Source organism: Aquipseudomonas alcaligenes NBRC 14159 (genome assembly GCF_000467105.1).
Lineage (GTDB): Bacteria > Pseudomonadota > Gammaproteobacteria > Pseudomonadales > Pseudomonadaceae > Aquipseudomonas > Aquipseudomonas alcaligenes.
Genome location: NZ_BATI01000007.1, coordinates 186,536 through 212,302, shown reverse-complemented (window position 1 = coordinate 212,302; position 25,767 = coordinate 186,536). Strand labels below are relative to the sequence as shown.

Sequence of the window (25,767 nt, the reverse complement as noted above, 5' to 3'; positions counted from 1 at the left end):
CGCTCCACTCCCCTGTCATTCCGGCTCCTCTTCAGCTTACGTGAATCGCAGAATCCGTCTTATGGCAGTCGTCGCAAGGTACAAGCGAATCTATTGCGTTTGCATGGGATTATCATTTTGGCTAAAGTCGCCGCCTTCGCGCATGTCCGGCTCGCCAAGGATTGTCCATGTTCCGACTCGATGCGGTCAGCTTCAGCCTGGCGGAGCGCACGCTCCTGCATCCGCTGTCGCTCGACATCCCCCAGGGCCAGATGGTCGGCCTGATCGGCCACAACGGCTCCGGAAAATCCACCCTGCTGAAGATGCTGGCGCGCCAGCAGCCGGCCAGCGCCGGTCGCATACTGCTGGATAACCAGCCGCTGGATGCCTGGAAGGACCGCGATTTTGCCCGCCAGGTCGCCTACCTACCGCAGCAGTTGCCGGCCGCCGAGAGCCTGACGGTGCGCGAGCTGGTCGGCTTCGGCCGCTACCCCTGGCATGGCCTGCTAGGCCGCTTCGGCGCCGAGGACCACGCCAAGGTGCGCGAGGCCCTGGAACTCACCGATACCGCACGCTTCGCCGAGCGCATGGTCGACAGCCTCTCTGGCGGCGAGCGCCAGCGTGTGTGGCTAGCCATGCTGCTGGCGCAGAACAGCCGCTTCCTGCTGTTGGACGAGCCGACCTCGGCGCTGGACATTGCCCACCAGGTCGATGTGCTGGGCCTGGTGCACAAACTCAGCCAGCAGCTCGGCCTGAGCGTCATCGTGGTGCTGCACGACATCAATATGGCGGCACGTTACTGCGACCGCCTGATCGCCCTGCACAGCGGTCGCCTGCTCCTGGACGGCAGCCCGGCCGAACTGATGACGGATAGCAATCTGGAGGCCATCTATGGCCTGCCCATGCAGGTGCTCAGCCATCCGCAGGGCCAGCAACCCATCGCCGTGGTGGTCTGATGCGCTGGCTGTTCTGTGCGCTCGTCCTGCTGGCGGGCCTGGCCCAGGCCGATGCCCGTCAGCCGCGCATCGCGGTGATCGACTGGGGCCTGACCGAAACCCTGCTGGGCCTGGGCGTGGCACCGATCGCGGTGGCCCAGACCGAAGGTTATCGGCGCTGGGTACAAGCCCCCGAGCTGCCGACCTCGGTGGTCGATCTGGGCCTGCGGGTGGAGCCGAACCTGGAGTTGCTCAGCCAGCTCAAACCCGACATGATCCTGATCACCCCACAGTTCGCCACCAGCCGGCCGCAGCTGGAGCGCATCGCGCCGGTGCATATGCTGGCCATCTACACCCCGGAAGCCGAGGCCTATATCGGTGCTCAGCGGGTGACCCGCGAGCTGGCCGAACTGCTCGGTCGTGTGGCGCAGGGCGAGGCGATGATCGCGCGCATCGACGCCACGATGGCGCGGGTCAAACAGCGCCTGGCCTCGCGGGCATTGCCGCCTTTCTATGTGCTGACCTTCCTCGACGAACGTCATGTGCGCCTGTTCGGTAAGCAGAGCATCTACCAGGGCGTGCTGGATCGGGTCGGCCTGTGCAACGCCTGGAGCGGCCCGACCAACTACTGGGGCTTCAGCCAGCAGGGCATCGAGCGCCTGGCCGAAGAACCCGGCGCCGCCCTGCTCTACCTGGAGCCGATGCCGCCCGGCACCGCCGAGGGCCTGGCAGCCAGTGCCCTGTGGCAGCAGCTGCCGGCCGTGCGTGAGCAGCGCCTGTATGGCCTGCCGCCGGTATGGAGTTTCAACGGCCTGATGGCCGCCGAGCGTTTTGCCAACCTGCTGGAGGCGCGCCTGGCGCCGGAGATCGCGCCATGACCGACCTGCTGGCCCAGGGGCCGCTGCCCACCCGCGCGCGCTTCGGTTTCTCCCGCCACCCTGGCTGGCTGTGTGGCCTGCTTCTGGTCCTGTCCTTTGGCCTGGCGCTGAGCGATCTCGGCCGACGCCTGCCCCTTGGCGAGTGGCTGGCAGCCATGACCAGCCCTGCCGAGGGCGATATGGCGCAGCTGATCCTGCATTTCAGCTGGCTGCCGCGCCTGTGCATGGCTCTGCTCTGCGGCGCCGTGCTGGCCCTGGCCGGCACCCTGATGCAGCAGGTGTTGCGTAACCCGTTGGCCTCGCCAACCACGTTGGGCGTATCCAGCGGCGCCCAACTCGGCCTGCTGGTCGCCACGCTGTGGGCGCCCTGGGCGCTGGACTACGGCCGCGAGTGGATGGCCCTGGCCGGTGGCGGCCTGGCATCCCTGCTGGTGTTCGCCCTGGCCTGGCGCCGCGCCCTGGCGCCGCTGACGCTGATCCTCGCCGGCCTGGTGGTGACCCTCTACCTGAGCGCACTGAACGTCACCCTGATGCTGGTCCAGCAGCAGGATCTGAATGCCGTATTTATCTGGGGCTCCGGCTCGCTCAGCCAGAACAGCTGGAGCGGCGTGCAGTTCCTGTTGCCACGCCTGGCCGTCGGCCTGCTGCTCCTGCTGCCGCTGCTGCGCCCGCTGGCCCTGCTGGAACTGGACGACAGCGGGGTGAAGAGCCTGGGTGTGCCGCTGCGCTTTCTGCGCATCGTCAGCCTGACCCTGTCCGTGTACCTGGCCGCCTGTGTGGTCAGCGTGGTCGGCGTGATCGGCTTCATTGGTCTGGCTGCGCCTGCCCTGGTGCGCCTGCTCGGCGCGCGCAGCTTTGCCCAGCGCCTGATCTGGGCGCCGCTGCTCGGTGGCCTGCTGCTGTGCGTCACCGACCTGGGCATCCAGCGCCTGGCCGGCAACCTGGCCGAGCTGGTGCCGACCGGTGCCGCCACCGCCCTGCTCGGCGCGCCGCTACTGCTCTGGCTGCTGCCGCGCCTGCACCTGCCCGGCGGCCAGCCCCAGAGCGCTGCCGAGCACAGCTTCGCTCGCCATCCGTTCCCGGCCCGGCGCCTGCTGCCACTGCTGCTGGCATTGGCCACCGGCATCGTCCTGGCACTGGGCCTGGGGCGCGGACTGGAAGGATGGAGCTGGAACCTCGACGATGCCGCGCTGCTCGACTGGCGCTGGCCACGGGTAATGGCCGCAGCATCCGCGGGCTGCATGCTGGCGCTGGCCGGCTGCATGATCCAGCGCCTGACCGGCAACCCCATGTCCAGCCCCGAGGTGCTCGGCATCAGCGCCGGTGCCGCGTTGGGCCTGATCGCCCTGTTATTCCTGCTGCCCTTCTCCGGCCCGCTGGCGCAGCTGGCACTGGGCGGCCTGGGCGCCGGACTGACTCTGCTCCTGCTGCTCGGCCTGTCGCGCCGCTCCGGGTTCGCTCCGGAGAAGGTGCTACTGATCGGCATCAGCATCACCGCGCTGTTCGATGCCCTGCAGGTCATCCTGCTGGCGGGCGGTGACCCGCGCGGGCAGAACCTGCTCAGCTGGATGTCCGGCTCCACCTATTTCGTCGGTCCGCAGATGGCGCTGTGGGTCCTGGTCTGCAGCCTGGTTCTGCTGGCTGCTGCCCTGCCCTTCGGCCGCTGGCTGGAGCTGCTGCCGTTGGGTGAAGGTACGCCACGCGCCCTGGGGGTGCCGCTGGGCCGTGGCCGCCTGGTGCTGCTTCTGCTGGCGGCACTGCTGACCGCCGGCGCCACGCTGATCGTCGGGCCGCTGAGTTTTATCGGCCTGCTGGCGCCGCACCTGGCGCGCCTGCTCGGCCTGGCCCGCGCCGTACCGCAATTACTCGGTGCGGCGCTGCTCGGTGCTCTGGTGATGGTGGCGGCGGACTGGCTGGGACGCACCCTGCTGTTCCCCGCGCAGTTGCCGGCTGGGCTGCTGGCCTCACTGCTGGGTGGCGCCTACTTCATGCTGTGCCTGTATCGGCGCTGAAGACACCGGGCGCTATCGCGCCCGATGTCTGTAGCCCGGATGCAATCCGGCAAGCGAGTCGCCTGCATCCCGGATTGCGTCCGGGCTGCCTTTTAACTCGCGTACCCGATCAATCCAGTACGGCCACACCTTCTGCCGGCGGCTCTTCCAGCAGCGGGCAGTTGTCGCACATCGCCATGCCCAGCTCGTTGCGGATGCAGCACAGCTTGCGCTGGCGCCAGGGCGCGCAGCCCTCGCCCTGCGGCACGTAGCTGACCGGCTCGAATAGCGGGTTGCGGCTGCCATCCGGGCGCAGCTTGCTTTCCAGTATCTCGAAGCCCTGGGCCAACACCGGCTTGGGGAACGGCAGGCCGCCGAGCGTCGACATGAACCACTCGAAGTAATTGCCGGCGTTACTCCACAGCACCCGGGCGGCAATCTTGCGATGGGCGCGCAGGCCGTCGATGAAGGGCAGTAGATTGTCGTCCAGCAGCCCCGAGAAACGTTCGAAACCGTTGGCCGGCGCCGCGCTCCAGCGTTCGCCGGCGTGCGGCAGCTTGAAGGCCTCGGGCAGACCGTCGGCACCGACCACCACCTGGATTTCGTCGAACGCCAGCGGCAGGCGCCAGTTGAGGATCAGGCCGGCAGCCAGTACCGGCGGGATCAGGCGCAGGAAATAGTACTTCGACCACAGTGACAGCAGCGCCCGCCGGTCACCCTCGGCATGCTCCGGGGCGAAGCGCAGCATCTGCTCTTCCAGACGTCCGGCGCTGACAAACTCACGCCCGGACAGTGCCGGGCGTGGGTCATCCGCAAGGGTAAGGACATCGCGGTAATGGGCGAAAGGCCCTTGGAACAGCGGGGCAATGGCCGGGATCATCGGCCCCCCGCCTGGGTCAGGCACATGCGCTGGCGACTCCTGTCGATTGGCGGCGACGACTGTTGTCCAGCAGGGCGTCGACCACTTCCTGCGAGCGAATGGCAAGTACCGACAGCAGCGTGTCGCTCAGACCGTGACTGGCCTCGCAGCAGCCCTGCAGGTAGATGCCGGCGCTCATCTGCGGTTGGCAGCACAGACGATAATCGCGTTCCACGCCCTCGCCAAGGTGCGCCTGCAGGCCGCCAAGCAGGCGCTTGTAGCCATCACGGCGGTAGCCGGTGGCCAGAACCACCGCGTCGAACAGACGATCTTCGCGGCCTTCCGGGCCCTGCAGGGTCAGGCGCACACCTTCGGCCCCGGCCTGCACTGCCTCGATGCTGCGCTGCGGCAGCAGGCTGTGCGGCGCATGGCCGGTGACTTTCTGCTGGTACAGGCGATGGTAGATGCTCTCGATCAGGTCCAGGTTGACCACCGAATAGTTGGTCTGGGCATTGGCCTGCAGGAAGGCTTCACGCTCTTCCGGCGCCTGGCCGAAGACCACGTCGGTGTAGGCCGGATCGAAGATCTCGTTGACGAAGGGGCTGTCGTCGGCCGGACGCATGGCCTGGCTGCGCATCACCATGCTCACCTCGGCGGTCGGGAAGCACCCGCACAGATCGGTGAAGATCTCCGCGGCACTCTGCCCGGAGCCGATCACGGCGATCCGGCGTGGCTCGGCCACACCCTGGATACGCTCCAGGTATTGGGCCGAGTGGATCACCCGGCCATCCTCGCGCAGCGTGCGGAACATTTCCGGCACCGCCGGCTCACCGCCGATGCTGACCACCAGGTTGCGGGTGATGCGTGCGCGGGTGCGGCCATCGGCCAGGCGCGAGATCACCTTGACCCGACTGACCTCACCACCGTCCATGACCGGCTCGACGGCAATCACTTCCTCGCCGTAGTGCACGCGGTCGGCAAAGTGACCGGCGGCCCAGCCCAGGTAGTCGTTGTACTCCAGGCGCGAGGGAGTGAAGGTGCTGATGTTGATGAAGGCTTCCAGACGGCGCTTCTGATGCAGGTAATTGACGAAGGTGTAGCGGCTGGACGGATTGCGCAGCGTCGCGAGGTCCTTGAGGAAGGAAATCTGCATGCGACTGTCGTCCAGCAGCATGCCGCCATGCCACTCGAAAGCCTGTTTCTTCTCCAGGAAGCAATAGCGCAGGCCGTTCTCACGCACGCGGCGATCTTCTTCCAGGGCCACCGCGATGGCCAGGTTGGCGGGCCCGAAGCCCAGTCCGATGACGTCGTATTCCAGTGTTTCTATGCTCATGTCAGGCCCCGATCCTGTGGAGTGGCTCGTGTCTGGGGCGGACGCAGTAGGCATCCGCCTGCCCAACCTCATCAGTGGTTCACGGCCGCGCTCGGGCGCGGCTCTGTTGTTCTGTGGTCTCGCGGCAGATTGCCGCGAGCCTTGTTGCTCATGCCAGGTGGCAACGTTCGAAGAACACTTCGCGCGACTGCACCATGAGTGCAGCGCGCTTGTGCGGGAAATCGAACTCCTTGGCCTTGTGATAACCCTGCGCCTGCATGTGGCCGATCATCCGGGCGTTGTCCGCGCGGGGTTCGGCAACCACACGCTGAGTGCGTGGGTCATCGAGAAACAGGTAGTGGGTCAGTGCGCTCAGCCAGCTCGCCACCTTGTGCGGACCGCGATGACTCTCCTCACCCACCAGCATGTGGATGCCCCGATCGTAGTCGCCAACCTCGTAGAACGGCGCGATGCGGTCTTCCTTGGCCCAATAGGCCTCGTAGTAGGCGAAGGGTTGGTCGTCGAAACAACCGATCAGGGTCAGCACACGTGGGTCGCAAGCCAGCTCCTCGAGGTAACGGCGATGCTTGGCCAGATCGCCCTCCTCCTGCCAGAACGCCGCCACGCGGGCACTGTTCTGCCAGCGGTTGAAGCGCTCCAGGTCCTCGTCGATGTCCAGGGTGCGCAGGGAGATCCAGGCGCCCAGCGTGGCATCGAAACGCCGGTAGACCTCGCCCACCGGCTTGGGCGCGCGGCGAGGGTGACGACGGCCCGTCGGGTGCATGACCATCTGCTGCGGGTAGCCGGCACTGCCGGCAGTGCGCAGGAAAGGGCCCGGCAGCTGCCAGAACGACGAGCGTTCGATGCGCAGCTCGCTGCCCTCGGCAATCAGCAGACCGCTGGCCAGCAGGGCCGGCTCGACCGAGTCCAGCTGCAGGTGCACGGCCTGCAGCTGGGTGTCGTTGGCGAAGCACCAGTAGGCCAGCGCCCACAGCGCCTCGGCCTGCTCCTCGGCAGCCAGCTCCAACGGTACCAGCAGCCCATCCTGACGACGGGCGCGTAGCAGCGCGCGCTCGTCCAGGTGCAGGGCCAGGCTGGCGCCGTCGTCACGACCGAGCAGGCGCTGCCCGGTGGGCAGCGGCAGTTGTTGCAGCGGATTAGAAGTCATAACTCACACTGGCGATGACGTTGCGACGGTTGCCGTACCAGCAGTAGTAGTCACAGGCGGTGACGTACTCTTTGTCGGTCAGGTTGTTGGCGTTGAGCTGCAGGCGCACGTCCTGGATGCGATAGCTGATCATGGCGTCCAGCAGGGTGTAGGACGGCACTTCCAGGGTCTCGGTGTTGTCGCCATAGCTGGAGCTGGTGTGGCGTGCGCCGGCACCGAATTCCAGGCCGTCCAGCGCGCCACCGATGAACTGGTACTTGCCCCACAGCGAAGCCATTTCGTCGGCGACGTTGGCCGGCTTTTTGCCCTTCTCCGCCTCGACGGTGCTCTTGGTGGTCTCTGGGTCCAGCTTGGTGTAGCTGGCGATCAGGCTGATGTTCTCGGTGACATTGGCCTGGGCTTCCAGCTCAATGCCACGGCTACGAACCTCGCCCAACTGTGTGGGAACTCCATTGCGGTTTTTAGTGACGTTTTCCTGAGTCAGTTCAAAGGCGGCAGCGGTAAACATCGCATCCAGACCTTCCGGCTGGTACTTGATGCCGATTTCCTTTTGATCGCCTTCCTGCGGTTCGAACGGCTTACCGGTGACACGATTAATGTCGGTAACCGGCAGGAAGAACTCGGAGTAGCTGATGTAGGGCGTCAGGCCGTTGTCGAACACATAGGCCACACCACCGCTCCAGGTGAAGTCCTCGTCACGCACGTTGTGGCTGGCGCCCGTGGTGCGGTTGTCGAAGTCGGTGCGCGAGGTGTCGTAGCGACCGCCGAGCAGGAACACCCAGTTGTCGTACTTGAACTGCTCCTGCAGGTAGTAGCCCATCTGGTCGGCGCGGGTATCCTTGTCCTCAACGGCGAAATCACCAATAGGGGCGTCATTACCGACCGGGACAAAGCCGAAAAGAGGTGCATTGTTGCTTGGATTGAAGATATCCAGCGGGGGAATTACGCCAAAGTTCGGGTAGCCGTTGGGGCTGCGGTCGTTGATCTTCAGCTGCTGGTAGTCGGCACCCAGCAGCAGGGTGTTCTCCCAGCGGTCGCCGAACCAGTTGCCTAGCAGGCGGTTGTCCACCGACAGGTTGTCGGCCTTGCCGTCGTTGTAGGTCAGGCCACGGTTGATCACGCGATCGGTGAGGTTGCCGTAGTAGAACAGCTGGCGCAGTTCCAGCTCCATGTGGCCGTAGCGCAGGTTCTGCTGGAAGTCCCAGTTGTCGTTCAGACGGTGGTTCAGCTCGTAGCCCAGGGTGTACTGGTCGCGCTCGAAGGTCTCGTAGCTCGGGTCGCCCACGGCGGTGTCGGTGTCGATCTTGCCGTTCGGGTTGTGCTCGATGGTGCCGCTGGACGGCAGGAACTGCAGCTGGGGATCGGAACGATCCTTCTGCATGCTGGCCAGCAGCGTCAGCGAAGTGTCCTCGTTGAAGTTGATGGTCATCGAGGGGGCCAGCAGGATGCGCGCGGCATCGACGTCATCGACCTGGGTACCGGTATCGCGGCTCAGGGCCACCACGCGGTACAGCAGATTGCCTTCTTCATCCAGCTTGCCGCCGACATCGGCATTGATCTGCTTGCGGTCGAAGCTGCCGAACTGCACGCCCAATTCGTTACGGGCGTCGGCGGTCGGGCGCTTGCTCTGCAGGTTGATCAGGCCGCCGGGCGGCGTCTGGCCGTACAGCACCGAGGCCGCACCCTTGAGCACCTCGATGCGTTCGAGCATGTAGGGATCGATCTGCCAGCTGTAGAAAGCGCTGGAATAGATGCGCGAGCCGTCCATGAACAGGCCGTTGTTGGCCTGCTTGAAGCCGCGGATGATGAACCAGTCCTGCTTGTTGTCCTCGCCGTAGAAACCGGCCTGCACGCCACCGGAGTAGCGCAGCGCCTCGCTGATGGTCTGGACGTTGCGGTCCTTCATCTGCTCTTCGGTGACAACCGAGACCGAGCGCGGGGTTTCACTGAGCGGAGTATTGATCTTGGTGGCGCTGCGGCTGTTCTTGGCCACATAGCCCTGGTCCTCGCCGACCGGGCTGTCCAGTTCGCCACTGATATTGGTGGTTTCCAGCTGGATCGCTTCTTCAGCCTGCAGTCCCATGCTGAATGCACCCAGTGCGCAGGCCATGGCCAACGGCAGACGCGCCTTGGCGAACGGTATTCGGGCCAGGCTCTTCGCTTGCTGTTCCATCAATACTCCCCAATGAAATCAAATTAGAAGGATTCGCATTTGTGTAACTTGCCTGTACTAGACGTACGGGCCGGCAGAAAATTTACGAGCCCCTGACACTTTTCGTTTTCAGCCCAGCAAGGATGCAAGCTCGGCCAGCACCTGCGGATGGCGGACGATGCCCTGGTGATCGGTATCCACCAGGCGATGGCTGGCTGCGCTGCCCTGCACCTGCTCCAGGCCACGCTCCAGCAGCGCCGCGCGTCCGGCCGGCTGCGCCGCCCACCAGCAGTGCGGGCGCGCCTTCACCTTGGGAAGTGCGTAGCCGGCACACAAGCGGCGCATATGCTGCTCCAGCGCCCAGGCGAACAGCAGCTCTTCCAGGCTCTGGCGGGTCATGCCGTCCAGCGCCTGGCCGGCGAACCAGGCGTTGGCGACCTGCGGCCAGTCCAGCGGCTCCAGCTGTAGCAGCCGTTCGAACAGGCCATCCCAGGCCTTGGCGGGAAGCTCCGGCGCCAACAGCTGCAGATGCTCGACCAGCTTGGCTCGCGCCTGCGGATGGCGGGCGTCGTCGCCAGCGATCTCGGTGCCCGGCACATAGCAGTCGAGCAGGCCGAGTAAGGCCACCTCCGCGCCTCTTGCCTCCAGCCGCGCCGCCAGCTCCAGGGCCAGGCTGCCGCCCAGCGACCAGCCGACCAGGTGATACGGACCCTGCGGCTGCTGCTGGAGCAGCGCGGCCAGGTAGGCATCGGCCATCTCGGCCAGCGAAGCATCGCGCCAGGCCGGGTCGAGGAAGCTGCGGCACTGCAGGCCGAACACTTCGCGAACGCCGTCCAGACGTGCGGCCAGCGGCTGGTAGCCGGTGACCCGCCCGGTGACAGGGTGCGGGCAGAACAGCGGGGTTTTATCTGCCTGCTGACGGGTCAGGCGCAGCAAGGGCGACGGGCCCTGCACGGCCTGGCCGCGCGCCAGCTCCAGCAGGCCAAGCAGCTCCCGGCGATAGTCCGCAGCCAGGGATTCGATGGTTTCGCCGCGATACTGATTGGCCGCGTACTCCCAGGACAGCTGCAGTTGGCCATCGAATACCTGGCCGTTGACCGCCAGACGCGCCGCCAGCGGGTTGTCGGCCGCCACCGCCGCGCCACCGCCGGTGGCCGGACGGAACCAGTCCGCCGCCGCGCCGGCCTGATACTGGCCGAGGTAGTTGAAGATCACTTCGGCGGTCGGCAGCTCGGCAAGAGAAGCCTGCGCCTGCGTATCGCCCAGCCAACGCAGCACGCCATAGCCCTGCCCGCCATGCTCGATCTGCTCCAGCTGCTGCTGCACGCGCTGCAGTTGCAGCTGCGGATCATCCAGGTGCGGTAGCTGCAACGGATACAGGCTGGTGAACCAGCCGACCGTGCGCGTCAGATCATGGTCGCCGGCCAGCGCATCGCGGCCGTGGCCTTCGAGGTTGACCCGCAGGCCGGAGTGGCCGCTCCAACGGCACAGGGCGCGTGTCAGCGCGGTAAGCAACAACGCATCGATACGCACGCCCAGCTGCGCCGGAGCCTGCAGCAGGCGCTTGGTCTCGCCATCGTCGAAGGCCAAGCGCACTTCGCGCTTGTCGCCATGACTGACGCTGATGCCTTCGAGTTCGCGTGGCAGGGCCAGCGCCGGGCCGCTCAGGCGGCTGCACCAGGCATCCAGCTCGACCTGCGCCGCCGCACAGCGCGCCCACTGCTGCAGGGATTCGCTCCAGCCTTTGTAGGACAGGCTCTTGCCCGGCAGGCGCACGGTTTGCCCTGCTTCCAGCTGGCGGTAGGTCGCCAACAGGTCTTCCAGCAGGATGCGCCAGGACACCCCGTCCACCACCAGGTGATGGACGGCGAGCAACAGGCGGTCCGCCTTGCCCGCCTGGCGCAGGTGCAGGCCGCGCAGCAGTGGCCCTTGGGCCAGGTCCAGGCTGCGCTGGGCCTCGTTGCAAAGCACTTCGGCCTGCGCGTCGTCAGCCGCTTCGCGCTGCCAGAGCAGCATCTGATCGGCTTGTATCTCGCCGTAGTGCTGGGTCCAGCGACCGTCGCGCTGCTCGAAACGCAGGCGCAGTCCATCGTGATGCGCCACCAGTGCCTGCAGCGCCTGCTCCAGCAGGATCGGATCAAGCGGACGCAGCAGCTCCAGATTCAGCGCCTGGTTCCAGTGCGCCGGCTCCGCCTGATTCATAGCGAAGAAATGCGCCTGGATCGGCGCCAGCGGCAGTTCGCCGGTGACCGGTTCCTGCGCGATTTCCTCACCGGCAGCGCGGGCCGCGTGGGCCAGCTCGGCCAGGCGCGGGAACTGGAACAGCTCGCGCGGCGCCAGTTGCAGCCCCTGTTGGCGCACGCGGCTGACCACCTGCAAGGCGACGATGGAGTCGCCGCCCAGCTCGAAGAAGTGATCCTGGCGCCCTACCCGCTGCACACCCAGCACGTCGGCCCAGATGGCGGCGAGGATGCGCTCGTTATCGGTTTGCGGGGCCTCGTAGTCCTGGCTCTGCCAGGTCGGTTCCGGCAGCGCGGCGCGATCCAGCTTGCCGGCCGGGGTCAGCGGCAGTTTTTCCAGGGCGATGATCTGCGCGGGGACCATATAGTCCGGCAGTACCTTGGCCAGCTCGCCGCGTAGAGCATGGGTATCAGTGTTGTCGCGAGCGACGACATAACCCACCAGCTGCTTGCCGGTCGGTGTCTCGCGGGCGATCACCGCCGCCTCCTGTACGCCTTCAAGGGCCAGCAACTGGCTCTCGATCTCGCCCAGTTCGATACGGAAGCCGCGAATCTTCACCTGATGATCGACGCGACCGAGGTAATCCAGGGTGCCATCCGCACGCCAGCGCACCAGGTCGCCGGTGCGGTACATGCGCTCGCCGGCTGCGCCGAACGGATCGGGCAGGAAGCGCTCGGCGGTCAGCTCGGGGCGCTGGAAGTAGCCACGGGCCAGGCCGACTTCACCACCGATATACAGCTCGCCGGCCACGCCGATGGGCAGCAGGTTCAGTTCGGCATCGAGGACGTACAGGCTGCGCGGGCCAACCGGGTTGCCGATGGGGGCGTAGGCGGCTTCGAAACTGTCGCCCGGATAGGCTTCCCAGATCAGCGGGGTTACCACCGTCTCGGTTGGGCCGTAGCCGTTGATGATGCGCTGGGGCTGCAACACTTTCTGCAGGCGCTCATAGGTCTCGCGGGTAAAGGCTTCGCCACCCAGCGTCCAGGAACGTACCGGCAGTTTCAGATTCTGCGACTCGACCCAGTCCAGCAGCTGCTGGGCATAGCTCGGCGGCAGGCAGGAGATGGTCACGCCTTCATCGGCGATGACCTGGCAGGTTTTCTCCGCGCTCCACAGTTCCTGGTCGCGAATAACCAGGCGGCTGCCGAAGGCCAGCGGTACGGTCCAGCGCTCCAGGGCGCCGTCGAAGCTGATCGAAGCGAAGTGCAGTTCCACATCGTCCGGTGTCATCCCGTAGCGCTGGCCAATGGTCTGCACATGCATGGTCAGGCCAAGGTGGTTCACCGCCACGCCCTTGGGCTGGCCGGTGGAGCCGGAGGTGTAGATCAGGTAGGCCAGATTGAGCGGATGCAGCTGTACCGCTGGCGGCGAAGCTTCAAAGGCGCTCAGATCCAGCTGATCCAGATATAGCGGCTCGACGCTCTCGCCCAGCGGCAGGCGCTCGGCTAGGTCAGAGCTGGTGAGCAGCCACTGCAGCCCCGAGTCCTCGACCATGTAGCTGAGGCGCTCACGCGGGTAATCCGGATCCAGCGGCACAAAGGCCCCACCGGACTTCAGCACCGCCAGCATGGCTACGATCATCCCGTTGCCGCGTTCCAGCGACACGCCGACGCGGGACTCGGGCTGCACGCCTTGGGCCACCAGCAGATTGGCCAGGCGATTGGCGCGAGCTTCCAGCTCGGCGAAGGCAATGCGCTCACCACCATGCACCAAGGCGATGGCCTCAGGACGCAGACGCGCCTGCTCGGCGATCAGCTCGGGCAGCAGACGCGCCGCATCGAAGCCCTGGCGCGGGGTGTTCCATTCGGCCAGGCGCACCCGGTCGTCGACATCCAGCAGCTCCAGCTGTACCAGCGGCCGATCCGGTGCGGCGCTGACCTGTTCCAGCAGGCCCAGCAGGTGCGTAGCCATTTGCTGCATCTGCGCATCGTCGAGGCGCTCACGGGCCCAGGTCAGGGTCAGGCGCAGCTGGCCAGCGCTGTCTTCCAGACTGTCCAGAGCCAGGTCGAACAGTGCGTGCGGCACGCCCTGGGCCAGCGGTTCCAGGCGCAGGCCGGGCAGCTGCAGGGCGCCGAGGTCGCGCTTCTGGTGGTTGAACAGCACCTGGAACAGCGGTGTCTGGCCCAGGCTGCGCTCGGGCGCCAGGGCTTCCACCAGCTGGTCGAACGGCAGATCCTGCTGATCCTGGGCATCCAGGGCGTGGCGGCGCACCTCGGCCAGCAGCTTACGGAAACTCATGCCGGCATCGAACTCGGCGCGCAGCACCTGGGTATTGACGAAGAAGCCCACCAGCGGCGCGGTCTCGGCGCGCTGGCGATTGGCTACCGGCACGCCGACGCGGATATCACGCTGGTTGCTGTAGCGCGCCAAGAGCAGCTGGAAGGCGGCCAGCAGCAGCATGAATAGGGTCGCGCCCTCCTTCTGGGCCAGGTGGCGCAGGCGCTCGGCCAGGGCTGGCGGCACCGCGACAGCCTGGCGCGCGGCGTGCCGCTGGCCACTCGCATCCAGTTTGTAGGGCAAGGCCAGCACCGGTTGCTCTTGGCCTAAGCGTTCACGCCAGTAGCCGAGCTGGCGCTCGCGCTCACCGGCCTCCAGCCAGGCGCGCTGCCACTGGGCGTAGTCGGCGTACTGGATCGGCAGCTCGGCCAGTTGCGGCGCCTGCCCCTGGCGCAGCGCGGCATAGGCGCGGCCCAGTTCCTCGGCGAACACGCCGATCGACCAGCCGTCGGAGACGATGTGGTGGCAGACGATCTGCAAGCGCCAGCGCTGCTCGTCCAGACGCAGCAGCTGCACGCGCAGCAGCGGCCCTGCGACCAGGTCGAAGGCTCGTGCCGCATGGGCATCGGCCAGGGTCTGCACGGCTTCGGTCTCGCCGCGCAGATCGCGTTCCTCCAGTGTCAGCGGGCCCGGAGGATCGATACGCTGGCACAGCTGGCCCGCATGCTCGTAGAAGCGTGTACGCAGCGCCTCATGGCGCTCGACAATCAACTCCAGAGCCGCCAACAGCGCGGCGCGATCCAACTCCCCCTCCAGCGCGAAGGCGCCGACCATGTGGTAGGCGCTGCTGTCCGGCTCCAGCTGGGCCACCAGCCACAGGCGCTGCTGGGCATGCGAGGCTGGCAGATGCTCGCCACGGGTTGCCGGCACCAGCGGCAGACGGTCGAAGCGTATGCCCTTGCTGGCCAGCAGTTCGAGGAAACGCTTCTGTTCTGCTGGCCCTAAGGCGAGGAAACGCCGCGCCAGGGCGGCCTTGTCGATGGGCGCGGTCACAGGGCCTCCAGTTCGTCGAGCAGCGCGGCCATGTCGCGCAGGTCTTGGTCTTCTTCCTCGGCAGCGGCCGGAGCCTGACCATCGAGGTTGGCGGCAAGGGCCGCCAGGTTCTCCGCCTCGAAGAAGGCGCGCAGCGGCAGTTCCAGCCCCAGGCGCTGGCGCAGCAGGGCCACGGCCTGGGTAGCCAGCAGTGAATGCCCGCCGAGTTCGAAGAAGTTGTCGTCGAGGCCGACCTGGGCGACCTCCAGCACCTCCTGCCAGATAGCCGCCAGGGCGATCTCCCGTTCGCCCTGTGGCGCCCGGTAAACCCGCGCCTGCCACACCGGCTCGGGCAGCGCACGACGCTCCAGCTTGCCGTTGGGCGACAGCGGCATACGGTCGAGGCGCATCAGGATCGACGGCACCATATGCTCGGGCAGCTCGACCTTGAGCGCGGCCTTGATCCCGGCCAGCCAGGCGGACTCATCCGCCGGCAGCGGATCGGCCACCAGGTAGCCGACCAGCTGCTTGCCGATCTGGCTGTCGCGGGCTACCACCACGGCCTCGGCGACGCCCGGCTGGGCACCGAGCTGGGCTTCGATCTCGCCCAGTTCGACGCGGAAGCCGCGGATCTTCACCTGATGGTCGATGCGCCCCAGATAGTCGATGGCGCCGTCGGCACGCCAGCGCACCAGGTCGCCGGTGCGGTACATGCGTCCGCCCTCGCGGCTGAACGGATCGGGCAGGAAGCGCTCGGCGGTCAGTTCTGGACGGCGGTGGTAGCCGCGCGCCAGGCCGATGCCGGCGATGTACAGCTCGCCGGGCACACCCTGCGGCACCGGGTTGAGCTGGGCATCGAGGATATGCAGGCGCAGGTTGGCGATCGGCCGGCCGATTGGCACGGCGTGGCGCCCCTCCTCCACGCACGTCCAGTGGCTGACGTCGATAGCCGCTTCGGTCGGACCGTACAGGTTGTACAGGCCAGCCTGTGGCAGGCGCTGGAAAGTGCGCACCTGCAGCTCCGCCGGCAGCGCCTCGCCGCTGCAGATGACGCGGGTCAGGCTCTGGCACTGCTCCACGTCCGGATGCAGGAGGAAGGCCTGCAGCATGGAGGGTACGAAGTGCAGCGTACTGACCTTGTGGCGCTGGATCAGCTCTACCAGCTTCTGCGGGTCGCGATGGTCGCCCGGCGCGGCCACCGCCAGGCAGGCGCCGGTGACCAGCGGCCAGAAGAACTCCCACACCGAGACGTCGAAGCTGAACGGAGTTTTCTGCAGCACCACGTCGCCAGCGCCCAGCTGATAGGCCTCCTGCATCCACAGAATGCGGTTGGCCAGGGCCTCGTGGCTGTTGCCGGCGCCCTTGGGCTTGCCGGTGGAGCCGGAGGTGTAGATGACGTAGGCCAGATCGTTGCCCTGCAGGCTGACTGCCGGCGGCGTGACCGGCTCGGCACTGCAGTCTTCGCGATCCAGGCCCAGGGCCTTGAGCCCGGCCGGCAGCGGCAGGCGCTCGACCAGCGCGCTGTGCGACAACAGCAGGTCGACGCCGGAATCCTCCAGCAGATAGGCCAGGCGTTCCAGCGGGTATTCCGGGTCGAGCGGCACGTAAGCACCGCCGGCGCGGACGATGGCATGCAGGCCGATCACCAGCTCCAGCGAGCGCTCCAGGCTGATACCGACCAGACTGCCGCGCTGCACGCCAAGGCTGCGCAGACGGTTGGCCAGCTGGTTGATACGTTGCTCCAGCTCGACGTAGCTCAGCGTTTGTTCGCCGAACACCAGGGCCGGTGCCTGCGGCGTGCGCGCGGCCTGCTGGCTGATGCGCTCACTGAGGTTGACCTGCGGCCCGTAGTCCTTGGCCGTGTCGTTCCAGGTGGCGAGCTGCGCCTGCTCGTCTTCCTCCAGCAACGGCAGCAGGCCGATGGGCTGACTCGGGTCGGCGCAGATGCCTTCCAGCAGCCGAACAAAATGCCGTGCCAGGCGGGCGACGGTGCGCGCCTCGAACAGCTCGGCGGCGTAGCTGACGAAACCGCTGAGGCTGCCATCGGCCGCCTCCTCGGTATCCAGCGCCAGGTCGAACTGCGCGCCGGCGGCGCCCGGGTCATGCGGTTGCACGCGCAGGCCCGGCAGGCAGCCGAGGGCGCTGAAGTCCACCTGCTGATGGTTGAATGCCACTTGGAACAGCGGGTGATGACTCAGGCTGCGGGTCGGTTGCAGGGCCTCCACCAACTGGTCGAAGGGTAATTCCTGGTTGGCCAGGGCATCACGGCTGGCCTGGGCCAGTTCGCCGAGCAGCTCGCGGAAGGGTTTAAGCCCCGCCGGCTCGCCGCGCAGCACCAGGGTGTTGATGAAGCAACCGAGCACGCCGTCCATTTCCGCCAGGCTACGCCCGGCCACCGGTACGCCGACGCGGATATCTTCCTGGCCGCTGTAGCGGTGCAGCAAGGTCTGCCAGGCCGCCAACAACAGGCCGAACAGTGTGCTTCCCTCACGCTGGGCCAAAGCGCGCAGTTGCGCGGTGAGCAACGGCGACAGCTCGAAGCGCCAACGCAGGCCCTGGCGCGCCCCCTGAGCCGGGCGTGGATGGTCGGTGGGCAACTCCAGCAGCGGCTGGTGTTCACCCAGGCGCGCCTTCCAGTAATCCAGTTGGCGCGTGGCCTCGCTGGACTGCAGCCAGTCGCGCTGCCACTGGGCATAGTCGGCGTACTGCAGCGGCAGCGGCGCGAACTGCGCGGTACGACCCTCGGCGAACGCCGCGTAGGCGGCGGCGAACTCGCCGATGAAACGCTGCATCGACCAGCCATCGGAGACGATGTGGTGCTGGACCAGCAGCAGGCGGTACTCCTGATCGGCCAGGCGCAGCACGCTCACCCGCAGTAGCGGCTCGGAAGCCAGGTTGAACGGGCGCGTGAGCAGCTTCTGCGCATAATCGCGCGCCTCGATTTCACGCTCACTGGCCGGCAGTTCACGCAGGTCGAACCAGTCGATGCGCTGGCCCTGCGGCGCCAGAATGCGCTGGCGCGCCTCGCCACCCACCTCGACAAAGCGCGTACGCAGCGCCTCGTGGCGCGCTTCCAACTGGTCGAAAGCGGCCTGCAGCGCCTGGCGGTCCAGACGCCCCTGCAGGTCGAGGCCTGCCGGCATGTGGTAGGCGCCGTTGCTCGGGTCCAGACGGTTGAGGAACCACAGGCGATGCTGGGCATGCGAGAGCGGCAGGTCGCCGCCCCGCGGCAGCGCGCGCAGCACCGGTGCATCGACGGCTTCGCGTTGCAGGGCAGCCGCACAGTCGGCCAGGCGGCTCTGCTCGAACAGCGCCTTGAGCGGCAACTGCAGGCCCTGCTGGCGGATGCGGCTGACCACCTTGAGCGCGACGATGGAGTCGCCGCCCAGCTCGAAGAAATGGTCCTGGCGCCCTACCCGCTCCGCACCCAGCACCTCGGCCCAGATGGCGGCAAGGATGCGTTCGTTATCGGTCTGCGGGGCTTCGTAGTCATGGCTTTGCCAGGTCGGTTCCGGCAGCGCAGCGCGATCCAGCTTGCCGGCCGGGGTCAGCGGCAGTTTTTCCAGGGCGATGATCTGCGCGGGGACCATATAGTCCGGAAGTACCTTGGCCAGCTCGGCTCTTAGCTCCCTCTCCCCTTGGGAGAGGGCTGGGGCGGCCGGCGTACCGGTGAGGGGCTCGGTGTGCAACTCAAACTCAGCGTGCAGCTCGGAATCTCCCTCACCCCCGTCCCCTCTCCCGGAGGGAGAGGGGTGTTTCAGTACGACATAGCCCACCAGCTGTTTGCCGGTTGGCGTCTCGCGGGCGATCACCGCCGCTTCCTGTGCGCCTTCGAGGGCCAACAGCTGGCTCTCGATCTCGCCCAGTTCGATACGGAAGCCACGGATCTTCACCTGATGATCGACGCGACCGAGGTAATCCAGGGTGCCATCCGCACGCCAGCGCACCAGGTCGCCGGTGCGGTACATGCGCTCACCAGCGGCGCCGAACGGATCAGGCAGGAAGCGCTCGGCGGTCAACTCGGGACGCTGGAAGTAGCCACGGGCCAGGCCGACTTCACCGCCGATATACAGCTCACCGGCCACGCCGATGGGCAGCAGATTCAGCTCGGCATCCAGCACATAGAGGCTGCGCGGGCCGACCGGGTTGCCGATGGGCGCATAGGCCGCCTCGAAGGAGTCGCCGGGGAAGGCTTCCCAGATCAGCGGGGTCACCACCGTCTCGGTCGGGCCGTAGCCGTTGATGATGCGCTGCGGCTGCAGCACTTTCTGCAGGCGCTCGTAGGTTTCGCGGGTAAAGGCCTCGCCACCCAGGGTCCAGGAGCGCACCGGCAGTTGCAGGCCTTGCGATTCGACCCAATCCAATAGCTGCTGGGCATAGCTCGGCGGCAGGCAGGAAATGGTCACGCCTTCGTCGGCAATCACCTGGCAGGTCTTCTCCGCACTCCACAGTTCCTGATCGCGAATCACCAGGCGGCTGCCGAAGGCCAGCGGCACCGTCCAGCGCTCCAGGGCCCCGTCGAAGCTGATCGAGGCGAAATGCAGCTCCACATCATCCGGGGTCATGCCGTAGCGCTGGCCGATGGTCTGCACATGCATGGTCAGACCGAGGTGATTCACCGCCACGCCCTTGGGCTGGCCGGTGGAGCCGGAGGTGTAGATCAGGTAGGCCAGATTCAGCGGATGGAGCTGTACCTCAGGCGCTGACGAATCAAACGCGGACAGATCCAGCTGATCCAGATACAGCGGTTCAACCGAAGAGGACAGCGGCAGGCGCTCGGTCAGATCGGACGAGGTGATCAGCCACTGCAGGCCCGAGTCCTCGACCATGTAGTTGAGGCGCTCACGCGGATAGTCCGGATCGAGCGGCACAAAAGCACCACCGGATTTCAGCACCGCCAGCATGGCCACGATCATCGCGTTGCCGCGTTCCAGCGAGACGCCGACACGCGACTCCGGCTGTACGCCGTGGGAAACCAAAAGATTGGCCAGTTGGTTGGAGCGAGACTCCAGCTCGGCGAAGGCAATCCGCTCACCGCCATGCACCAGGGCGATGGCCTCAGGACGCAGGCGGGCCTGTTCGGCGATCAGCGCGGGCAGCAGGCGTGCGGCATCGAAGGCCTGGCGCGGAGTGTTCCACTGGGCCAGACGTGCCTGCTCATCGGCGGAACTCAGTTGCAGGCTGCCCAGCGCACGCGCTGGGTCGCCGCAGACCTGCGCCAGGGCCTGGCGCAGCAACGCCTCGACCTGGGCGATGCCGTCGGCATCGAAATGCGCACGGTCGTAGGCCAGCAACAGCTCCAGGCGGCTGCCCGGCAGCACGGCCAGGGTCATCGGGTAATGGGTGAACTCGTGGCTCTGCGGCAGGCCCAAGCGCAGCTCGCCACGCTCGGCCTGCTTGAGGGCCTCGCCCAGCGGGTAGTTCTCGAATACCAACAGGCTGTCGAACAGCGCCTCGCCGGCGCTGCCGACCCAGCGCTGGATATCGTGCAGCGGGCTGTGCTCGTGCTCGCGCAGCTGCAGGTTCTGCACCTGCAGCGCGGCCAGCCAGTCGCCCAGCAGCTGCTCGGCCGGCAGTTGCACGGCAACGGGAAGGCTGTTGATAAACAGGCCAAGCATCTGCTCGCTGCCGGCCAGCTCGGTGGGGCGTCCGGCCACGGTGGCGCCGAAGCACAGGCTGCGCTTGCCGGTCAGGCGCGCCAGCAGCAAGGCCCAGGCGGCCTGTACCAGGGTGTTGAGGGTCAGGCCGTGACGTTGGGCGAAGCTGCGAATCCGTTGTTCGGTGGCGCTATCGAGTGGCAGCGGATGACGAGCATGGCCCTGCCCCGGTGTGCGGCACGGTAGGCAGCCGGCGATGCGGGTGGCGCCCTCCAGCGGGGCCAGCTGTTCACGCCAGAAGGCTTGCTCGGTCGCCGCATCCTGGCCATCGAGCCAGTGGATATAGTCACGGAACTGGCCGCCCGGCGCCGGCAGGCGGTCGCCGTGGTAGAGGGCCAGGACTTCGGCGAACAGCAGGCCGTTGCTCCAGCCGTCCAGCAGCAGGTGGTGCAGGGTCCAGACCAGCACGAAGTCGCCGGCGCCGCGCTGGATCAGCGCCAGGCGCAGTAGCGGCGCCTGGTCGAGGGCAAAGCCGCGCTCACGCTCGGCGCTGCAGAAGGCCTGCAGCTGCGCCTCGAAATCGGCAACGCCGCGCCAGTCGAGATCCTGCCAGTCCAGCTCGACCTCGGCCTGCACCAGTTGCAGCGGGCGCTCGCCCAGCAGGAAGCGGCTGCGCAGCACACCGTGGCGCGCCAGCACCTGGCGCCAGGCATTCTGCAGACGCTGCGGATCGAGGCCGGTGAACGGCAGCAGCAACTGGCTGACATAGCTGCCGGCACCTTCCAGCTGGCTGTGGAACAGCAGGCCCTGCTGCAGCGGCGACAGCGGGTGGATGTCTTCCACGCCGGCCAGTGCATCCAGCTCGACCTGACTCAGACCGGCCAGCGGCACATCGCTGGGCGTCAGCCGTGGCGAGACCTTGGCACAATGCTGGGCGATGCTGTGCAACTCATCCTGCAGGCGTGCGACCAGGCCCTCCAGGGTGGTGCGCGCCAGCTGCGCAGGGTTGAAGTCGATGTGCAGCTGCAGGGCACCGCCACGCTGCTCGGCGTTGATGACCAATGGAGCATCCATGGGCGCATCGGCTTCGCGCCACAGGCCGCCTTCGCGCAGACGCAAGCCGCCCTCGCCCTCTTCGAACTGGCCCAGGTAGTTGAACAGCAGTTGCGGGGCGCGCTCGGTCAATTGGCCTTGCTGGGCCAGTAGACCAAAGCCCAGGCCCAGATCGGGCACGGCGCGCAGCTGCTCCTTGATCGCCTTGAGGCTGGCAGCCATCTCGGTCTCGGGCTGCAGGCGCATGGGGTAGAGGCTGGTGAACCAGCCGACGCTGCGCGACAGGTCGATATCCTCGAACAGCGGCGCGCGGCCATGGCTCTCCAGGTGCAGGGTCAGCGCCGGCTGCTCGCTCCAGGCGCAGAGCACGCGGCTGAGGGCAGTCAGCAGCAGTTCGTCGGCACGCAGGCGATAGGCCCGCTGGCCGGCCTGCAGCAGCTCGCGGGTGAAGGCGGCATCCAGGCTCAGCTCGATGCGCTCGCGAGTGCCTTCGCTGCCGGATTCCTGGCTCAGTAACGGCAGCTCGCCACCGGCAACCTGCTGGGCCTGCCAGTACGGCAATTGGGCCTCGGCTTTCCAGCCCGCCAGGCGCTCGCCCCAGGTCTTGAAGGCGCTGGTCTTGGCCGGCAGCTGCACTGCCAGGCCGCTGGCCAGTTGCAGGCAGGCACGCTGCAGGTCTTCCAGCAGTACGCGCCAGGACACGCCATCGACCACCAGATGGTGTATGGACAGCAGCAGGCGATCAGCCTGGCCTGGCTGGGTGAGATAGAGACCGCGCAGTTGTGCGGCGCTGGCCGGGTCGATGCTGCGCTGGGCGGCATCGTAGTGCGGCTGCGGGTCTTCGCTGATAGCCAGTTCGACCCGTTGCAGCAGAGGACCCGCTATTTCGGCGGCATGTACCTGGCGCCACTGACCATCACGCGGTTCAAAGCGCAGCCGCAGGGCGTCGTGATGCTGAACCAGGGCTTGCAGCGCCTGTTCCAGCTGGCCGGCCGACAGCGGCTCGGCCAGCTCCAGCAGCAGGTACTGGTTGCACGGCGCCAGGCCTTCACGTGCCAACAGACGGGCCTGGATCGGCAGCAACGGTGCGGTGCCGGTCACCGGCCCCTGCTCGGCCAGCGGGGCGGCCACAAGGCGGGCGACTCCGGCCAGCTGTGCCAGGGTCTGCTGCTGGAACAGGTCCTTGGGCGTCAGGCCCAGTCCCTGCTGGCGTGCACGACTGACCACCTGCAAGGCGACGATGGAATCGCCCCCCAGCTCGAAGAAATGATCCTGGCGCCCTACCCGCTCCACACCCAGTACGTCGGCCCAGATGGCGGCGAGGATGCGCTCGTTATCGGTTTGCGGGGCCTCGTAGTCCTGGCTCTGCCAGGTCGGTTCCGGCAGCGCGGCGCGATCCAGCTTGCCGGCCGGGGTCAGCGGCAGTTTTTCCAGGGCGATGATCTGCGCGGGGACCATATAGTCCGGCAGGACTTTGGCAAGCTCTGTGCGCAGCTCCCTCTCGGAGAGGGCTGGGCCGGCCGGCGTACCGGTGAGGGATTCACCGTGTAGCTCGGAATCTCCCTCACCCCCGTCCCCTCTCGCGGAGGGAGAGGGGTGTTTGGCTACCACATAGCCCACCAGCTGCTTGCCGGTCGGCGTCTCACGGGCGATGACCGCCGCTTCCTGCACGCCATCGAGTGCCAGCAGCTGGCTCTCGATCTCGCCCAGCTCGATGCGGAAGCCACGGATCTTCACCTGATGGTCGACGCGACCCAGGTAATCCAGGGTACCGTCTTCGCGCCAGCGCACCAGGTCGCCGGTGCGGTACATGCGCTCGCCGGCGGCGCCGAACGGGTCAGGCAGGAAGCGCTCGGCAGTCAGCTCCGGACGCTGGAAGTAGCCGCGGGCCAGGCCGACTTCACCGCCGATATACAGCTCCCCCGCCACACCGATGGGCAGCAGGTTCAGATCGGCATCCAGCACATACAGGCTGCGTGGGCCGACCGGATTGCCGATGGGGGCGTAGGCCGCCTCGAAACTGTCGCCCGGATAGGCTTCCCAGATCAGCGGGGTCACCACCGTCTCGGTCGGGCCATAGCCGTTGATGATCCGTTGCGGCTGCAGCACCTTCTGCAGGCGCTCGTAGGTTTCGCGGGTAAAGGCTTCACCACCCAGGGTCCAGGAGCGGACCGGCAGATGCAGGCCTTGCGATTCGACCCAGTCCAGCAGCTGCTGGGCATAGCTCGGCGGTAGGCAGGAAATGGTCACGCCTTCGGCGGCGATCACCTGGCAGGTCTTCTCCGCGCTCCACAGTTCCTGGTCACGGATCACCAGGCGGCTGCCGAAGGCCAAGGGCACCGTCCAGCGCTCCAGGGCGCCGTCGAAGCTGATCGAGGCGAAGTGCAGCTCGACATCATCCGGGGTCATGCCGTAGCGCTGGCCGATGGTCTGCACATGCATGCTCAGGCCGAGGTGGTTCACCGCCACGCCTTTCGGCTGGCCGGTGGAACCGGAGGTGTAGATCAGGTAAGCCAGATTCAGCGGATGCAGCTGTACCGCAGGCGCTGACGAATCAAACGCAGACAGATCCAGCTGATCCAGATACAGCGGCTCGACGCCCTCACCCAGCGGCAGACGCTCGGCCAGATCGGAGCTGGTGATCAGCCAGTTCAGCCCAGAGTCCTCGACCATGTAGGACAGGCGCTCGCGTGGATAGTCCGGATCCAGCGGCACAAAGGCACCGCCGGATTTCAGCACCGCCAGCATGGCGATAATCATCCCGTTGCCGCGCTCCAGCGACACACCGACGCGGGACTCCGGACGCACGCCACGGGCGGCCAGCAGCTGGGCCAGGCGATTGGCGCGGTCCTCCAGTTCGGAGAACGAAATACGCTCGGCACCATGCACCAGGGTAATGGCCTCGGGGCGCAGACGTGCCTGCTCGGCGATCAGCCCAGGCAGCAGGCGCGCGGCATCGAAGGACTGGCGCGGACTATTCCAGTCGGCCAGCAAGCGACGCTCACCACTGCTGACCAGCTCCAGCTCGCCCAGCGCGGCCTGCGGCGAGGCGGCGAAGCCGTCGAGCACCTCAAGGAAGCCGCCGATCAGACGTTCGATGCTGCTTTCGGTGAACAGGTCGACGGCGTAGGCGAAATTGATCGACAACTGGTCGCCCTTGTCGCGCACCGCGTCCAGGGCCAGGTCAAAGGGAATCTGGCTGGACGGCACCTCGTCCAGCGCGGTCTCGATGCCCGGCAGCCAGTTGGCCGCCAGCGGGTGCTGGCGCCGGTAGTTGAAGGCCACCTGGAACAGCGGCTGCTGGCCGAGGCTGCGGCTCGGCGCGAGTTCTTCCACCAGACGCTCGAAGGGCATCTCCTGATGGGCCTGGGCCTCTTTCAGGCCGGCGCGGGTCTGCTCCAGCCACTTGGCTACCGACAGCTCGGGGCGCGGCTCGGCCTTGAGCACCAGGGTGTTGACGAAGAAACCGACCAGGCGCTCGAAGCCCTTGGCGCGGCCCGCCACCGGCACGCCGATGCGTACTTCGCGCTGGCCGGACAGGCGCGCCAGCTGCAGCTGCAGGGCCGCCAGCAACACGGTGAACAGGGTTGCGCCATTGGCCTTGGCCAGGTCGCTGAGACGCGCCACCAGCGCCGGCTCGACCTGCAGCGTGCGGTAGGCGGCACGGCGTGCGGCCTGGGCGTTGTGCGGGAAGTCCGGGGTCAGGCTCAGTGGCGGCTGCTCGCCGCCCAGGCGCTCGCGCCAGAAGGTCATTTGCCGGGTGCCGGCCTCGCTATCCAGCCACTCGCGCTGGCCCACGGCATATTCGCTGTATTGCAGCGGTTGCGGGGTCATGAACGGCTGGCGGTTCTGCTGGCGGGCACGATAGAACTCGGCCATCTCCTCGACCATCACCCGCACCGACCAGGCGTCGGAGATGATGTGGTGCATGCCCACGGCCAGGGCGTGGCTGTTTTCGCCGAGCCGATACAAGACGCAGCGCACCAGCGGGCCACGGGTCAGGTCGTAGTCGGCCTCTATAAAGTCGCGAGCCAATGCCTCGACGCGTTCGCTACCCAGCGACAGGTCGATGATCTCCAGCGGCATCGGGCCGGCCGGCAGCACGGCCTGCTGGGCCAGGCCATCCTGTTCACGGAATACGGTGCGCAGCGCGGCGTGGCGTGAATACACCTGGTCCAGGCCATGACGCAGGCTGTCCAGGTCCAGCGCCCCGTCGAAACGCAGCAAGCCGCCGATGTTGTAGGCGCTGCTGCCGCTTTCCAGGCGGCTGAAGAACCACAGCCGCTGCTGGGCGAAGGACAGCGGCGCCCATTGCAGGGCAATGATGCTCGGGACAGGTGCGTTCATGGCAGA

Annotated in this window: 9 protein-coding genes; 3 read left to right on the top strand and 6 right to left on the bottom strand. The window is 66.9% G+C overall.

Annotation, left to right across the window (positions count from 1 at the left end):
* Positions 1 to 167: 167 nt before the first annotated feature.
* From PA6_RS05475 to fhuB, 3 genes are read left to right on the top strand one after another with little or no spacing between them, the layout of a single operon-like run.
* On the top strand, positions 168 to 935 hold the full coding sequence (locus PA6_RS05475) for an ATP-binding cassette domain-containing protein (protein ID WP_021699888.1): 768 nt from the start codon (positions 168 to 170) through the stop codon (positions 933 to 935).
* Entirely contained in the window at positions 935 to 1,792 is an 858-nt protein-coding gene (locus PA6_RS05470) for an ABC transporter substrate-binding protein (protein WP_021699887.1), read from the top strand. The genes PA6_RS05475 and PA6_RS05470 overlap by 1 nt, the downstream gene beginning before the upstream one ends.
* Entirely contained in the window at positions 1,789 to 3,804 is a 2,016-nt protein-coding gene (gene fhuB / locus PA6_RS05465; protein WP_021699886.1) for a Fe(3+)-hydroxamate ABC transporter permease FhuB, read from the top strand. Before PA6_RS05470 ends, fhuB begins: the two co-directional genes overlap by 4 nt.
* Before the next feature lie 109 nt (positions 3,805 to 3,913).
* Here the strand turns inward: fhuB and fhuF are convergent, their stop codons facing one another.
* The 6 genes from fhuF to PA6_RS05435 form a co-directional block, all read right to left on the bottom strand.
* A complete protein-coding gene (gene fhuF, locus PA6_RS05460; protein ID WP_021699885.1) occupies positions 3,914 to 4,663 on the bottom strand; it encodes a siderophore-iron reductase FhuF in 750 nt (249 codons plus the stop codon).
* Between the two features lie 16 nt (positions 4,664 to 4,679).
* Positions 4,680 to 5,975, bottom strand: coding sequence for a lysine N(6)-hydroxylase/L-ornithine N(5)-oxygenase family protein (locus PA6_RS05455; RefSeq protein ID WP_021699884.1), 1,296 nt, complete (start codon positions 5,973 to 5,975; stop codon positions 4,680 to 4,682).
* A gap of 148 nt (positions 5,976 to 6,123) precedes the next feature.
* Entirely contained in the window at positions 6,124 to 7,122 is a 999-nt protein-coding gene (locus tag PA6_RS05450; RefSeq protein WP_021699883.1) for a GNAT family N-acetyltransferase, read from the bottom strand.
* Positions 7,112 to 9,295, bottom strand: coding sequence for a TonB-dependent siderophore receptor (locus tag PA6_RS05445; protein ID WP_021699882.1), 2,184 nt, complete (start codon positions 9,293 to 9,295; stop codon positions 7,112 to 7,114). Before PA6_RS05445 ends, PA6_RS05450 begins: the two co-directional genes overlap by 11 nt.
* A 108-nt stretch (positions 9,296 to 9,403) precedes the next feature.
* On the bottom strand, positions 9,404 to 14,785 hold the full coding sequence (locus PA6_RS05440) for a non-ribosomal peptide synthetase (protein ID WP_021699881.1): 5,382 nt from the start codon (positions 14,783 to 14,785) through the stop codon (positions 9,404 to 9,406).
* On the bottom strand, positions 14,782 to 25,761 hold the full coding sequence (locus tag PA6_RS05435; RefSeq protein WP_021699880.1) for a non-ribosomal peptide synthetase: 10,980 nt from the start codon (positions 25,759 to 25,761) through the stop codon (positions 14,782 to 14,784). The genes PA6_RS05440 and PA6_RS05435 overlap by 4 nt, the downstream gene beginning before the upstream one ends.
* Between the last annotated feature and the right edge of the window lie 6 nt (positions 25,762 to 25,767).